At 62.9% G+C, this 13,331-nt stretch carries 11 protein-coding genes; 3 read left to right on the top strand and 8 right to left on the bottom strand.

Annotated features, from left to right (window positions below):
- Nucleotides 1-75: 75 nt before the first annotated feature.
- Together leuD and leuC are read right to left on the bottom strand one after the other, a co-directional pair.
- A complete protein-coding gene (leuD, locus tag KGA98_RS08795) occupies nt 76-684 on the bottom strand; it encodes a 3-isopropylmalate dehydratase small subunit (protein WP_223502095.1) in 609 nt (202 codons plus the stop codon).
- Between the two features lie 3 nt (nt 685-687).
- Entirely contained in the window at nt 688-2,109 is a 1,422-nt protein-coding gene (leuC, locus tag KGA98_RS08800; protein WP_223502096.1) for a 3-isopropylmalate dehydratase large subunit, read from the bottom strand.
- 250 nt (nt 2,110-2,359) lie between these two features.
- Here leuC and KGA98_RS08805 point away from each other — a divergent pair, with 250 nt between their 5' ends.
- Complete coding sequence (locus KGA98_RS08805) at nt 2,360-2,983, top strand: NIPSNAP family protein (protein ID WP_223502097.1); 624 nt, start codon at nt 2,360-2,362, stop codon at nt 2,981-2,983.
- A 33-nt stretch (nt 2,984-3,016) separates the two neighbouring features.
- Here the strand turns inward: KGA98_RS08805 and KGA98_RS08810 are convergent, their stop codons facing one another.
- Nucleotides 3,017-3,931 (bottom strand): LysR family transcriptional regulator, encoded by a 915-nt coding sequence (locus tag KGA98_RS08810; protein WP_223502098.1) that lies wholly within the window; start codon nt 3,929-3,931, stop codon nt 3,017-3,019.
- A 106-nt stretch (nt 3,932-4,037) separates the two neighbouring features.
- Here KGA98_RS08810 and KGA98_RS08815 point away from each other — a divergent pair, with 106 nt between their 5' ends.
- Both KGA98_RS08815 and KGA98_RS08820 read left to right on the top strand, forming a co-directional pair.
- Entirely contained in the window at nt 4,038-5,777 is a 1,740-nt protein-coding gene (locus KGA98_RS08815) for an amidohydrolase (RefSeq protein WP_223502099.1), read from the top strand.
- Nucleotides 5,778-5,862: 85 nt separating this feature from the next.
- Nucleotides 5,863-6,603, top strand: coding sequence for a TorF family putative porin (locus tag KGA98_RS08820; protein WP_057715251.1), 741 nt, complete (start codon nt 5,863-5,865; stop codon nt 6,601-6,603).
- 46 nt (nt 6,604-6,649) lie between these two features.
- On the opposite strand, the gene KGA98_RS08825 is transcribed toward KGA98_RS08820, so the two are convergent.
- From KGA98_RS08825 to KGA98_RS08845, 5 genes are all read right to left on the bottom strand, one after another.
- Nucleotides 6,650-7,936, bottom strand: coding sequence for an NAD(P)/FAD-dependent oxidoreductase (locus tag KGA98_RS08825; RefSeq protein ID WP_223502100.1), 1,287 nt, complete (start codon nt 7,934-7,936; stop codon nt 6,650-6,652).
- A gap of 3 nt (nt 7,937-7,939) precedes the next feature.
- Nucleotides 7,940-9,517: an aldehyde dehydrogenase (NADP(+)) gene (locus KGA98_RS08830; RefSeq protein ID WP_223502101.1), complete on the bottom strand. Its 1,578-nt coding sequence runs from the start codon at nt 9,515-9,517 to the stop codon at nt 7,940-7,942.
- A 106-nt stretch (nt 9,518-9,623) separates the two neighbouring features.
- Nucleotides 9,624-10,571: a dihydrodipicolinate synthase family protein gene (locus tag KGA98_RS08835; protein WP_223502102.1), complete on the bottom strand. Its 948-nt coding sequence runs from the start codon at nt 10,569-10,571 to the stop codon at nt 9,624-9,626.
- A 57-nt stretch (nt 10,572-10,628) separates the two neighbouring features.
- Complete coding sequence (locus KGA98_RS08840; protein WP_223502103.1) at nt 10,629-11,555, bottom strand: 4-hydroxyproline epimerase; 927 nt, start codon at nt 11,553-11,555, stop codon at nt 10,629-10,631.
- 45 nt (nt 11,556-11,600) lie between these two features.
- Nucleotides 11,601-13,247 (bottom strand): APC family permease, encoded by a 1,647-nt coding sequence (locus KGA98_RS08845; RefSeq protein WP_223502104.1) that lies wholly within the window; start codon nt 13,245-13,247, stop codon nt 11,601-11,603.
- Nucleotides 13,248-13,331 lie beyond the last annotated feature (84 nt).

The following is a 13,331-nucleotide window of genomic DNA, read 5'->3' on the forward strand; positions in this document are numbered from 1 at the left end:
GCGCCGCGTATAGCCAGTAAACACGCGTTATCGTTGACGACCATCGCGAGCAAGCTCGCTCCTACAAAGTCCTCATCAGCCCAGCCAGGGGTTTTCCGCCAGATGCCGGGCCTCGAAGCTGCGAATCTGTTCGGCGCGTTGCAACGTGGTGCCAATGGCATCCAGCCCCAGCAGCAATGATTGCTTGCGCAGTTCATCGATCTCGAACGGGATCACGTTGCCGTCTGCCAGTTCGATGGTTTGTTCCGGCAGATTGACGCTGATTCGAGCCGTTGCCGGGTTGCTGGTCAACGCGGCAATCTGATTGAGTTGAACCTCGGTCAGCTGGATCGCCAACACGCCATTGCGTTGGCAGTTGTCGTAGAAAATACCGGCGAAGCTGGTGCCGATCAGGGCGCGTATGCCGACCTGTTTCAGCCCCCAGACCGCATGTTCGCGGCTCGAACCACAGCCGAAATTGGGACCCACCACCAGGAACGCAGCCTCGCTCCAGGCCGGTTGGTTGAGGATGAACCCGGGATTGGGTTCGCCGGACTCAAGGAACCTCAAGTCAAAGAACAGACCCTTGTCCAGCCCCTTGCGATCAATCCCTTTGAGGAACTGCTTGGGCATGATCACGTCGGTGTCGATGTTGGAGGCCAGGAGCGGGGCGGCGCTGCCGCTGACGAAATCGAAAGGTTGCATGGTTCAAGCCTCCAGCGCGAAGGTGCGCACGTCGGTCAGGTGCCCGGTAATCGCTGCGGCGGCGACCATGGCCGGGCTCATTAAATGGGTGCGCGCACCGGCGCCTTGGCGGCCTTCGAAGTTGCGGTTGGTGCTTGAGGCGCAGCGATCACCGGGGGCGAGCACGTCGTCATTCATGGCCAGGCACATCGAGCAACCCGACTGGCGCCATTCAAAACCGGCGTCGAGGAAGATCTGCGCCAGCCCTTCGTCTTCGGCCTGATCACGCACCAGGGTCGAACCGGGAACAATCATGGCCCGCACGTGGGCTGCCACCCGTTTGCCGCGCACGACGCGGGCGACGTCGCGAAGGTCTTCGATGCGCGCGTTGGTGCATGAGCCGATGAAGGCGTGGCTGATCACCACGTCGCTGAGCGGCATGCCCGGTGTCAGGCCCATGTAGTTCAGGGCGCGTTGCATGCCCTGACGCAGGATCAAGTCAGGTTGCGCGGCCGGGTCCGGCACATGCCCGCCCACCGATGCGGCCTGATCGGGGCTGGTGCCCCAGGTGACCATGGGTTCGAGCGTCGCGACATCCAGGGTGACTTCGCGATCGAACTCCGCACCTTCGTCGCTGTGCAGGCCGCGCCATTTTGCGACGGCCTGTTCCCACAGTTGGCCTTGGGGGGCACGGGGTTTGTGTTGCAGATAAGCAAAGACCTTGTCATCCGGGGCCATGAACGCGCCTCGGGCGCCCGCTTCGACGGCCATGTTGCAGATGGTCATGCGCGCTTCGACGCTGAGGTCGCTGATCGCCGGGCCGGCGAACTCTATGGCATAGCCGGTGGCACCGGAAGCGCCGATTTTTTCGATCAGGGCCATGATGATGTCCTTGGACGTCACGCCCGTACCGAGTACACCGTTAACCGTCACGCGCATTGTCTTCAGGCGCTTGTAGACCAGGGTTTGCGAGGCCAGCAGGTGTTCGATTTCCGAAGTGCCAATGCCGAAACCGAAGGCACCGAGGGCACCGTAGGTGGTGGTGTGGCTGTCGCCGGCGGCAACGACCATGCCGGGCAGGATAAAGCCTTGTTCGGGGGCCACGACGTGCTCGATGCCCTGGCGCTTGTCCAGCACGTCGAACAGTTCGATACCGAAGTCGCGGCAGTTTTCTTCGAAGTACGACACCTGACGAGCGCCGCCAGCATCCGGTATGGCGGCAGTGCGTGTCGGTGCCGTGGGATTGACGTGGTCGACGACCGCCAGGGTCGCGCCCGGGCGCCAGGCTTTGCGACCGGCTTCGCGCATGCCACTGAAGGCTTGCGGGCTGGTGTATTCGTTGGCGACCTGGCGGTCGATGTACAGCAGCACGTGGCCCTGATCGTCGAGGGCGCATACGGTGTGGCTGTCGATGTGTTTTTGGTAGAGCGTTCTGGGGCTGTGCATGGAGTGGGCTCTTGTTGTCATGCGAGATCACGGAAACGTCCCCACAGCATATTCGTCGCCATTCCTGCATCAAGCGCCATTAAGTGAAGGCATTGAACACGATCTGTGAATTACCGGGCGCTGCTCAACGTAAAGAAACTACCTAGAACACTGCGGCAAATGCCGTTACCGATGGGGTTCGTCTCAATATCCCGCTGGTGGGGGCTGCCCTAGGCTGTGTGCTTTTGGCAAACCGGTGGGCGGAGTTGTTATGCGTTTGTTTGAACTGATCACTTTTACCGTGCGAGTGCGCACGATGGTCGATGCGCTGGTACGCATCGAGGCTGAGTTGGCGAAGCCGGAAGTCGGCGGGGTGTTAATGGGCTGCTGGGCTTCGGAGATCGGCCAGTTGAACCAGATTGCCGTGCTGCGTGGCTATGAGGACGAAAACCTGCGGCAAGCCGAGCGCGAGCGTTTCCTGCTGGGGGGCGGGGCGTTTGGCATCAACGAGTTCATCACCGATCTGCGCATCGAAAACTACACGCTGTTTCCCTTCCTCCAACCCTTGAGCGCAGGCCGGCACGGTCCGTTCTATGAACTGCGCGTCTACGACCTGGTCAGCAGCGGCTTGCAACCCACCCTCGACGGCTGGAGCAAAGCCATCGAAGCGCGAACCGCCGAACAGTATTCACCGGTGTACGCGGCGTTTTATGCCACTGACGGTTCGTTGCCGCGCTATCTGCACATCTGGCCATGGACCACCCTTGAACAACGCTTGCAGGTGCGCACCCAGGCGGTTGCCGACGGCGTCTGGCCGCCGGAAAACTCCGGCCCGCAACTGCGTGACATGCGCTCGACGATCTACCTGCCTGCAACGTTCTCGCCCTTGCAATGACCAAAGCACGGTTTGACTGGCCGGATGCCCGCCTCAATGCAAGGCCTGCTCGTCCAGGTACTCGTTCAGGCACTCGATGAACGCCTGATGCTTGCGCGTGTGGCGTCGGTGCGCCGGGTAAATCACATGGATTTTCCGGCCGAACTGCTCAGGGTCGAGGTCGGCGTCCGGTAGCAGTTGCACCAGTTCGCCGCGCCTGAGGTAGGGCGCGGCGCTCCACTGCGGGCAGAACTGCAAACCCCGGCCGGCCAGCAGGGCGCCGAACAGGAAGTCATAGTTGTCGCTGCTCAGCCGGGGTATCGGCTGGGGGATTCGTTTGCGTTCGCCTTCGTGCTCCAACCACCAGTAATGCGGGTTCAGGGCCGGGTGGCGAAACAGCAGCCAGTCATGTTGATTGAACGTGTGGGGTTGAACCTCCAGCGGGTTGCGTTGCAAGTAGCGGGGGCTGGCGCACAAGAGGATGCGGTTGGCGGTCAGTGGGCGGGTGATCAGGTCGGGCAGTTCCACCGGGCCGTCTCGCACCGCCAGGTCGAACCGGCCTTCGACCAGGTCGACGAACTCATCGCTCAGCACCACGTCCAGGCGCATCTGCGGGTAGCGCTCGAGAAAGCGACAGCACACCGCATTGAGAAAGGCCGGCGCGAACGAGGGTGGGGCGGTCACGCGCAGCAGGCCATACATTTCCCGCTGCAACTGGTCGATGTCCTCTCGGGCTTGCTCCAGTTGCGTGAGCACTTGCCGTGAACTGGCGAGGAAAATCTCCCCGGCCTCGGTCAGCGCGATGCGTCGCGTGGAACGCTCGAACAGGCGCGTGCCCAATTCCTCCTCCAGGTGGGTGATGGCCCGGGTCAGGGCCGAGGTGGTCTTGCCCAATTGCGAGGCGGCGCGGGTGAAACTGCCCTGGTCGGCGGTTTCGACAAACATCGCGATGGCGCTGAGTTGGTCCATGCAGTGTTTCCTGTTTGGAAAGTATGTGTTGCGTGGGCCGAGTATTCTTTACTGCCGCCCGGTTCGCTAGTCTCTCGGCATTCTTACAAGAAAAAGGTGCGGGACGATGAAGCGAGTACTCCAGTCGGCATTGGCCATGGCTATTGGTCTTTCCTCTATGGAAAGCATGGCGGCCGCCGATCTGATTTTGCATAACGGCAAAGTCTTTACCGCCGAGCAAGGCAAGGCCCTGCAACAGGCAGTGGCCGTGGAGGACGGAAAAGTCGTCAAGGTCGGCAGCGACGCCGAGGTGCTGGCTCTCAAGGACCCCGGCACGCAAGTCATCGACTTGCAGGGCAAGGTGTTGATGCCCGGCCTTATTGACACCCACAGCCACGCGGTGTTTGGTGGGATGAAGCTCAAGTCCGCCGACCTTGAGACGCAAATGCTGCCGTTCGACGAACTGGAGCAGCGCCTGCGCGAGTGGCGCGACAACGGCAAGGCACGGCATGGCGACATCCTGGTCGTCGGTGGAACACCCTCGACCTACTGGAGCCAGGTGGCGGAGTTTGAAAAGCGCTTCAACCAGGGCGAGTGGGCAGGCACGCCGATATTGTTCGTCGGTTGGGATTACCACACCGGTTGGGCCAACAAGGCCCTGCTCAAACGCGCCGGTATCGATGCCGAGCGGGTCAAGGCACTCACTGGCGAAGCGGTGGCGACCATCGGCCACCATGACAACAACACCCCCAATGGTTTCGTCGCCGATGCCGGTCTGTCGGCGGTGATGTCGCAGCTGCCGCCCGCCAGTCTTGAGCAATTGATCGGCGCAGCCGAAGCTGCCCGCGATCTTTACCACAGCCTGGGCGTGACGGCCCTGATGGACCCGGCGGCCAACGCGGTGCCCGGGGATGCGTTGTTCGACTTCAAGCCCACGGTGAAAAATGTCGGGGTGCTGCCGGCCTACAAGGCGTTGGCGGACAAGGGCGAACTGCGTATGCACGTGGCGGCCTTGATGGTCGTCAACCCCAAGAGCAAACCCGCCGACCTTGAGGTCATGGAGCAGGTCCGCCAACAGTTCGCCGACGTCGACAATCTCAGCCTGCCGGGCATCAAGGTGTTTGCCGACGGCGTCGCCGAGTTTCCGGCACAAACCGCATCGTTGCTGTCGCCCTACAAGAACTCGCTCAAGGGCGGCGAATTGCTGATCGACCCGGCGCACTTCGGCGAATTGGTGGGCGCTGCCGATGCCCGCGGCTGGCTGGTGCATGTGCATGCCATCGGTGATCGTGCGGTGCGAGCAAGCCTCAATGGCATCGAGCAGGCGCGCCGCGAAGGGCACAACAAAGTGGTCCACTCCATCACCCACTTGCAGATGGTCAACCCCAAGGAATTCACCCGGTTCAAGCCGCTCAACGTCATCGCATCGATGCAGCTTTACTGGGCATCGGCAGACGAGCTGAGCATCGATCTGCTGCAGCCTTACATCAATGCCATGCAATTCCAGTTCATGTACCCGGCGCGTTCGTTGCTCAAGAACGGCGCGACTATCTCCGGGGCCAGCGACTGGCCGGTGTCGACACCGGATCCGTGGAAAGCGATCGGGCAAGCCATCAGCCGCAAAGGCCCCAAGGGTGTGCTGAACCAGGCAGAAGCCATCGACCGCGAAACCATGTTCAACGCCTACACCCGCAACGCCGCGAAAACCATTGGCCTGGAGCAGCAGATCGGTACGCTGACCCCTGGCAAGCAAGCCGACATGATCGTTGTCGATCGCGATGTGTTCAGCGCGCCGGAAACGCAACTGGCCGACACCCAAGTGCTCAAGACTTACTTCGCCGGCCGCGAAGTCTACAGCCGCCCGTAACCCCTCCCTGTTCGCCCACCCTTTGCCCTGCCGGCAAGGGGAGGGCGAAGCCTTGCCAACTCAATAATAAGAAAGGACCTGAAACATGCATCGCCCTGCATTGACCCTGTTTGTCGCCTGCACTTTTTTGCCGCTGGCCGCCCACGCCATTACGCTGAACGATGACTTTCAACTGATGCTCAAACCGGCGGTGGTCAGCGACTACCGCAGCCGTGGCTTGTCACTGACTCTGGGCGACCCGGCGGCGCAACTGGACGCCACACTGCTGCACAGCAGTGGTGCCTACGCCGGGGTCTGGACCTCCAATGTCGATTTCGGCCTGAACTATAAAACCCGGTTGGAGCAGGATTTCTACGCGGGCTTCTTCAAGCAGATCACCGATGACGTCAGCCTCGACCTGGGCTACCTCAAGTACACCTACGCCAGGCAATCGGACTTCAACCAGAGCGAGGTCTACGCCATCGTCAAAGCCTATGGCTTCAAGTTTGCCAGTTACTACTCCAACGATTTGCAGACTTTCGTGGGCAAGGACCAGGACACGCTCTACACCTGGCTGGGCTACAGCTACGCGCTACCGGCGGACACGGGGCTGGAGGTGCGCTATGGCCGATTCGATTTCAAGGATGACGTGTTCATTGCCGGTAACGGCGATGCCCGCGGCGACTATCACGAGTGGGAGGCCCGGCTGACCCATAGCGCCGTGGGCGTCGACTGGGCGGTGGCCTACATCGACACCGATCTTTCCGCGCACGAGTGCACGAGCTACTACGGCTATGGCGACGTGTGCACCGCCACCGTTGTGGTCAGCGCCAGCAAGACCTTCTGATCGAGGTGCGCTAGCGTCCTGATCAGAAGGTTTTCGGTGGGTTCATTCAGAATCTATCCAGCCTGTATGGCGCAGTCGCCGGCAGGCTGTGGGGCTGGGTGCCAGTCAAGGGCGAGGCCATTTGCGCGATCATTTCCGCCGTGACCGCCGCCTGGGTCAACCCCAGATGCTGATGACCGAAGGCGAGCAGGACCTTGCCGTCGCACACCCGGTCGATGATTGGCAGGGAGTCGGGCAAGGACGGCCGGAAACCCATCCACGGTGTGGCGGCTTCGGCACTCAGTTCACGCTTGAACAGGCCTTTGCTCAGGCGGTGCAACTGCCAGGCGCGTTCCATGGTCGGTGGGCAGTCGAGACCGGCGAACTCGACGGTGCCGGCCAGGCGCAGCCCGTCTGCCATCGGCGTCATGATGAACTTGCGCTCCAGCGAGGTGACGGCGAACGGCAAGCGCCCGTGTTCGTGGGGCAGCATCAGGTGATAGCCGCGCTCGGTGTCCAGCGGCACCTTCTTGCCGGTCAGCGCGGCGGTGAGCTTGGCGGAATGGGCGCCACAGGCAACCAGCACCTGTCGACTGCTGAGGCGGCCCTGATCAGTGATCAACGACACGCCGCTTTCATTCAATTGCCCACCCTCGACCCGCTGCTTGAGGAACTGCACGCCGCTGCTTTTGGCCGCGTGCACCAGTTCGCCGACCACCTGGAAGGGATCGAGAAAATGCCCGGTGCGCGGGAAGAACAATCCGCCCCGGAGCTGCTCGCTGAGTTGCGGCGCCGCATCGCGTACCGCCTTGGCCCGCCAGAAATCCACCGGCACTTGTTGCTGGCGCATGCGCGCCTGTAGCGCTTCGATGGCCTGTTGCGAGTCGGCGCGCTCGAACACCAGCAACGAGCCGTCTTCCTTGAGCAACCCGGGGCGGTCGATAGTCTCCAGCAACCGGTGCCAGGCCCCCAGGCTGCTTTCATTGAGCGCGCGGATGCCGGCCACGGTGCGCTGGAACGGCGCCGGTCGCAGGTTGAGCAACAGGCGTGCGAACCAGGGCAGGGCCCGGGGCATGTATTTCCAGTCCAGGCGCAGCGGGCCCATCGGGTCCATGAGCATGGCGGGCAGGCGTTTGAGGATCGACAGGTCGGCGATGGGGAACACCTGCTCGGTGGCCAGGTGCCCGGCATTGCCGAACGAGGCGCCACGACCGGGCTCCTGCTGATCGATGACCACCACCCGCCGGCCCTGGCGCGCCAGGCGCAGGGCGCAGGCGACGCCGATGATCCCGGCGCCGATCACGGCAACGTCCGACACTGCATTGGGGCTGTTGAAAAGGGAGTCGTTGGACATGGCCTAGGCTTCTCTCTGGCCGTCGAGCAGGCGACGCAACTGCAATGGGTTGCCGTGCTTGAGCGCGGCCGGCAACAAGGCGTCCGGGAAGTCCTGATAGCAGACCGGACGCAGGAAACGCAGAATGGCGGCGGTGCCGACCGAGGTGGTGCGCGCATCGGACGTCGCCGGGAACGGGCCGCCATGGACCATGGCATCGCACACCTCGACCCCGGTCGGCCAGCCATTGACCAACAGGCGTCCGGCCTTGCGCTCCAGAGTCGGCAGCAAGGCCCTGGCGCTCTCCACGTCGGCATCGTCCAGGTGCAGGGTGGCGGTCAACTGGCCTTCCAGGTGTTCGATGACCTGGCGGATTTGCTCGTCGTTGGCGCATTGCACGATCAGCGACGCGGCGCCGAACATTTCTGCCTGCAACGCCGGGTCGGCGAGAAATTCACTGGCCTGGGTGACGAACAGGTGGGTCTGGCACTGGTTCGGGGTTTCGCCCTTCAAGCCGACGGCCACTGTTTTCGCGTGGGCGTGCTCGGCCAGCGCGCCGACGCCGGCCTCGTAGGCCTTGAAAATACCGGGGGTGAGCATGGTCTGTGCCGGGCTGCGCTGTAGCAGTTGCGCAGCCGACTGGATGAAACGGTCAAGGTCCGGGCCTTGGCGGGCAATCACCAGACCCGGGTTGGTGCAGAACTGGCCGGCGCCTTGGGTGAGGGAGGCGACGAAGCCTTGCGCCAGTGCTTCGGCTCGCGATTGCAGGGCTGCCGGGAACAGCAAGACCGGGTTGATCGAGCTCATTTCCGCATACACCGGGATCGGCTCGGGACGCGCCTGGGCCGCGTTGCACAAGGCGATGCCACCGCTGCGCGAGCCGGTGAAACCCACGGCCTTGATGCGCGGATCGGTGACCAGGGCGATGCCCACTTCGCGGCCGGAGCCGAACAACAGCGAAAACACGCCTTCATGCAACCCGCACAGTTTGACCGCACGGGCCAGGGCTCGGCCCACCAGCTCGCTGGTGCCGGGGTGCGCGCCATGGGCCTTGACGATCACCGGGCAACCGGCGGCCAGCGCCGACGCGGTGTCACCGCCGGCGACGGAGAAGGCCAGGGGAAAGTTGCTGGCGCCGAACACCGCCACCGGGCCGAGCGGCACCTGACGCTGACGCAGGTCCGGGCGGGGCAGGGGCTGACGCTCCGGCAGCGCGCTGTCGACCCGTACATCCAGCCACTCACCGGCACGCACGGTGCGGGCAAAGGTGCGCAGCTGCTGGCAAGTGCGGCCCCGTTCACCCTGGATACGCGGGCGTGGCAAGCCGGTCTCGGCCACGGCACGGTCGATCAATTCATCGCCCAGGGCTTCGATTTCGCTGGCGATGGTTTCGAGGAATTCGGCGCGGGCGTCCAGGGACGTCGCGCGGTAGCTGTCCAGGGCACTCCACGCCAGGACGCAGGCCTGTTCGACGTGTTCGCCGCTGCCACCGTGATAGACCGGTTCAAGAGGTAGATCCGTGGTGGGATCGATGCCGCGGATCGCTTCGCGGTTGCCGGTGATGGCCTGCTGGCCGATCAACATGTTGCCTGTCAGAGTCATGATATTTCCTGAAAAAAAGAGGGTGGGCGTTTGCGAAAAAACGCGGTACCGCCGTGGGCGAAAATAAAGGCGGCGCGCATTGGCACGCCGCTGTACAGGTTGAATATCAGGCGAAGTCCTGCTCGGCCGACCACTGCTCGTACCACTGGCGGAACAGCGCGTACTGGTTCTCGGCATAACGACGCTGGGCATCGCTGAGCGCATCGGTCTCGTTGAAGTGCAGGGTGTATTCCTTGTCGCCATTGAGCACCATCAGGTGCTTGTAGTAGAGCACCAGGTCGCAACCCTCATCGAAGGACGACAGCATCGCCAGTGCCGATTCCAGTTCCCGCGCCTGACGACGCGCCTTGGCATCGCCCTTGGCCGCTTGTTTGCTCAAGGCCACCAGGCGCAACACTTCGCGTGGCAGCGCGTTGCCGATGCCGGTGATGGCGCCGGTGGCGTTGCAGTTGACGAAGCCATGGACCACCTGGGTGTCGACACCGACCATCAGGGTCACGTCATCGTCCCTGGAGGTGATGTGTTCGGCGGCGTAGCGCAGGTCGGCGGCACCGCCGAACTCCTTGAAGCCGATCAGGTTCGGGTACTCGCGGCGCAGTTCGAAGAACAGGTCGGCGCGGGTGGCGAAGCCGTAGTAAGGGCTGTTGTAGATCACCGCCGGCAGGCCTGGAGCGGCTTTGAGGATCGCGGCGAAATGGGCTTTTTGCGCGGTGGCCGAAGCGCCGCGAGACAGCACGCGAGGGATGACCATCAAGCCATGGGCACCGACTTTGGCCGCGTGTGCCGCATGGGACACCGCTTCGCGGCTGTTGACGGCACCGGTGCCGACGATGGTCGGAACACCGGCGGCCACCAGGCGTGCCACGCCTTCCTGACGCTCGGCTTCGGTCAGCAGCGGCCAGTCGCCCATGGAACCGCAATACACCACGGCGCTCATGCCAATGTCGATCAGCTCGCGACCCTTGGCCACCAGCGCGTCGAAGTCCGGCTTGCGCTCGGCGGTGCATGGGGTCATCAGTGCAGGGATGCAGCCAGTGAAAATGTTGTCGCTCATTTTGTTGTCACTCCTTGAGGCGTTCATTCAGATTTGGTCAGGGAAAAGGCGTGGGGCTCAAATGCCCCACGCAAAGGGATCCTGTTCGTCGATCAGCAAGGTGCTGTCGGCGGTCATGTAGGCGCGGCCGGTGATGAAAGGGATGATGTGTTCGCCTTCCCATTCGTAGCTGCCGACAAATTGGCTGGCGGTGATGCTGGCCTGGACCCAGCGTTCACCGGCGGCCAGTTTTCCGTCAGCCGCCAGGCACGCCAGTTTTGCGCTGGTACCGGTCCCGCAGGGCGAGCGGTCGTAGGCCTTGCCCGGGCACATGACGAAGTTGCGGCTGTCGGCCGATTCGTCGTCGGCAAACAGTTCGATGTGGTCGATCAGCGCGCCGTCTTCACCGTGGATGCCCTGGGCCTCGAGGGCCTTGAGCATTGCCCAGGTGTACTCGGTGAGGAACTCGACGTTGTCCATCTGCAAGGACTGGTCGTGGTCGGACACCAGGAAAAACCAGTTGCCGCCCCAGGCGATGTCGCCGTACACGCGGCCATGCCCCGGCACTTCGACCGGCACCTGTTGGCGGTAGCGGTAGGCGGGCACATTGCGCAGGGTGACGTTGCCGTCCTCATGCAGCGTGGCGCTGACGGGGCCGACCGGCGTATCGATCTTGTGCTCGCCGGGCTGGATATGCCCCAGGTAATGCAGCGAGTTGACCAGGCCGATGGTGCCGTGACCGCACATGCCGAGGTAGCCGGCGTTGTTGAAGAAGATCACACCGCAAGTGGCATCCGGCGACACCGGTTCGCAATACAGCGCCCCCACCAGCACATCGTTGCCACGGGGCTCCAGCAGGCAGGCGCGACGCCATTGGTCATGCTGCTCGCGCAGGGCATCGCGCTTCTCGGCCATGGTCCGGCCGGGCAACTGGGGCAGGCCCGACATCACCAGGCGAGTCGGTTCGCCGCCGGTGTGGGAATCAATGACATGTACTTTTTTCATAAACCTTTCCATTTGAGGAACACGCAGGCTTTGCTGGCCTGAATTTCAGCGAGAGGTCTGGGCGGATACACCGATCGGACGCTGGCCTGTGGTCGTGCCGCTGTAGACGGGATCGGCTTCTTCTTCACCGTCCTCGGCTTCCAGGCGAACCAGATGCGCCGGCACGCCGGTGGCCGCGCCCCAGTAGTAGATGCCCATCGCGCAGGCCGCCACGACCACTGTGTCGAAGGGATGGGTGAGTACGCCCATGCCGCCGAAGCTGCCGAGCCAGGACAGCACGATAGTCACGGCGTAGAAGCCGATCAGCCATGCCGAAGAGCGCACTTGTTGGGCCAGGCTCAGGTGTTGGGTCGGCACGAAACGTCCACACAGCAGGTACACCACGAACATCAGGATCTGTAGACCGAGTAGCCAGGACACGGTGCTCCAGCCAGACCAGTAGACGATCAGCGCGGCGATGATGAACGACACCGGGCCGAGGACACCCATGCGCTTGACCTTGAATGGGCGCGGCATGTCGGGCGCATTGCGGCGCAGGGCAGCCACGGACACTGGGGCGACGGCGTAGCTCAATACCAGCGCGGCGGAGACCACGTTGATCAGCGCTTCCCACGAAGGGAAAGGCAAGGTCCAGAACACCGACAGGGCAAAGGTCAGCCACAGCGCCGGACGCGGGATGCCGGACTTTTCGTCAATGCGCGTGAAGATCTTGAAGAAGGTGCCGGTCTGCGCCCAGCCGTAGATCACCCGCGGTGTTGCGTTCATGTAGATGTTGCCGCAACCGCTGGGGGAGATCACCGCGTCGGCCACCACCAGATAAGCCAACCAGCCCACACCCAATGCCAGGGCGATGTCGCGGTAGGGCAGGGCCAGTTCCTTGGCCACGCCGGCCCAACCGTTGGCGAGCATTTCGGTAGGCACGCCGCCGAGGAACGCCACTTGCAACAACACATAGATGGCGGTGGACAGCAGTACGGAAAGGATCAGTGCAATCGGAATGGTGCGTTGTGGATTCTTCACTTCGCTGGCCACCGAGATGATCGGCGTCAACCCCAGGTAGGCGAAGATAATGCCGCCGGCGGACACCGCCATCTCGACACCTGACAGCCCGAACGGCATGAAGCCCTGGGACTGGAAGTTCTCCGGTTTGAAGAAGGTGAACAGCACGCCGATCACCAGCAGCGGCACGATGAACTTGAACATGCTGATCAAGTTGTTGGCCTTGGCGAACGTTTTCACGCTGTAGTAATTGAGCATGAAGAACAGGCACAGCAGGCCGAACTGGACCAGCCAGCCAAGCGCCGTTGGATTGCTGGAACCGGCCTGGGTCAATGCGGGAAACCACGCAGCGGCATACTGGCGCGCGGCGACCACCTCGATGGCCACCAGGCTGGAAAACGCGATCAGCGTGATGAAGCCCATCAGGTAACCCAGCAACGGGCCGTGGGAGTAAACCGGGTAGCGAACCACACCGCCGGCACGGGGCAGCGCTGCGCCGAGTTCACAGTAGACGATGCCCAGCAGCAGCACCGCAAAACCGCCCAGCAGCCAGGAAAAGATCCCCGCCGGCCCCGCGATGGCGGACACGTGACTGGCTGCGAACAACCAGCCGGAACCGAAGATGGCCCCCAGTCCGATAAACGTAAGGTCTATCAACGAAAGTTGTTTTTTGAACTTGCCTTGGCCTGACATGGCATCGCCTTCTTGTGAGTTATTGGATAGGCAGGTGTGCACTTCAAGACGCCCCGGTCGGTTTTGCCGAGGAGGGCGGTGGCC

This window comes from Pseudomonas sp. BF-R-24, assembly GCF_019947335.1.
GTDB classification, from domain to species: domain Bacteria; phylum Pseudomonadota; class Gammaproteobacteria; order Pseudomonadales; family Pseudomonadaceae; genus Aquipseudomonas; species Aquipseudomonas jessenii.

Bases quoted from the DNA above. Each gene is read 5' to 3' on its own strand.
- leuD (WP_223502095.1), bottom strand. From the start codon at position 684: ATGCAACCTTTCGATTTCGTCAGCGGCAGCGCCGCCCCGCTCCTGGCC.
- leuC (WP_223502096.1), bottom strand. From the start codon at position 2,109: ATGCACAGCCCCAGAACGCTCTACCAAAAACACATCGACAGCCACACC.
- KGA98_RS08805 (WP_223502097.1), top strand. From the start codon at position 2,360: ATGCGTTTGTTTGAACTGATCACTTTTACCGTGCGAGTGCGCACGATG.
- KGA98_RS08810 (WP_223502098.1), bottom strand. From the start codon at position 3,931: ATGGACCAACTCAGCGCCATCGCGATGTTTGTCGAAACCGCCGACCAG.
- KGA98_RS08815 (WP_223502099.1), top strand. From the start codon at position 4,038: ATGAAGCGAGTACTCCAGTCGGCATTGGCCATGGCTATTGGTCTTTCC.
- KGA98_RS08820 (WP_057715251.1), top strand. From the start codon at position 5,863: ATGCATCGCCCTGCATTGACCCTGTTTGTCGCCTGCACTTTTTTGCCG.
- KGA98_RS08825 (WP_223502100.1), bottom strand. From the start codon at position 7,936: ATGTCCAACGACTCCCTTTTCAACAGCCCCAATGCAGTGTCGGACGTT.
- KGA98_RS08830 (WP_223502101.1), bottom strand. From the start codon at position 9,517: ATGACTCTGACAGGCAACATGTTGATCGGCCAGCAGGCCATCACCGGC.
- KGA98_RS08835 (WP_223502102.1), bottom strand. From the start codon at position 10,571: ATGAGCGACAACATTTTCACTGGCTGCATCCCTGCACTGATGACCCCA.
- KGA98_RS08840 (WP_223502103.1), bottom strand. From the start codon at position 11,555: ATGAAAAAAGTACATGTCATTGATTCCCACACCGGCGGCGAACCGACT.
- KGA98_RS08845 (WP_223502104.1), bottom strand. From the start codon at position 13,247: ATGTCAGGCCAAGGCAAGTTCAAAAAACAACTTTCGTTGATAGACCTT.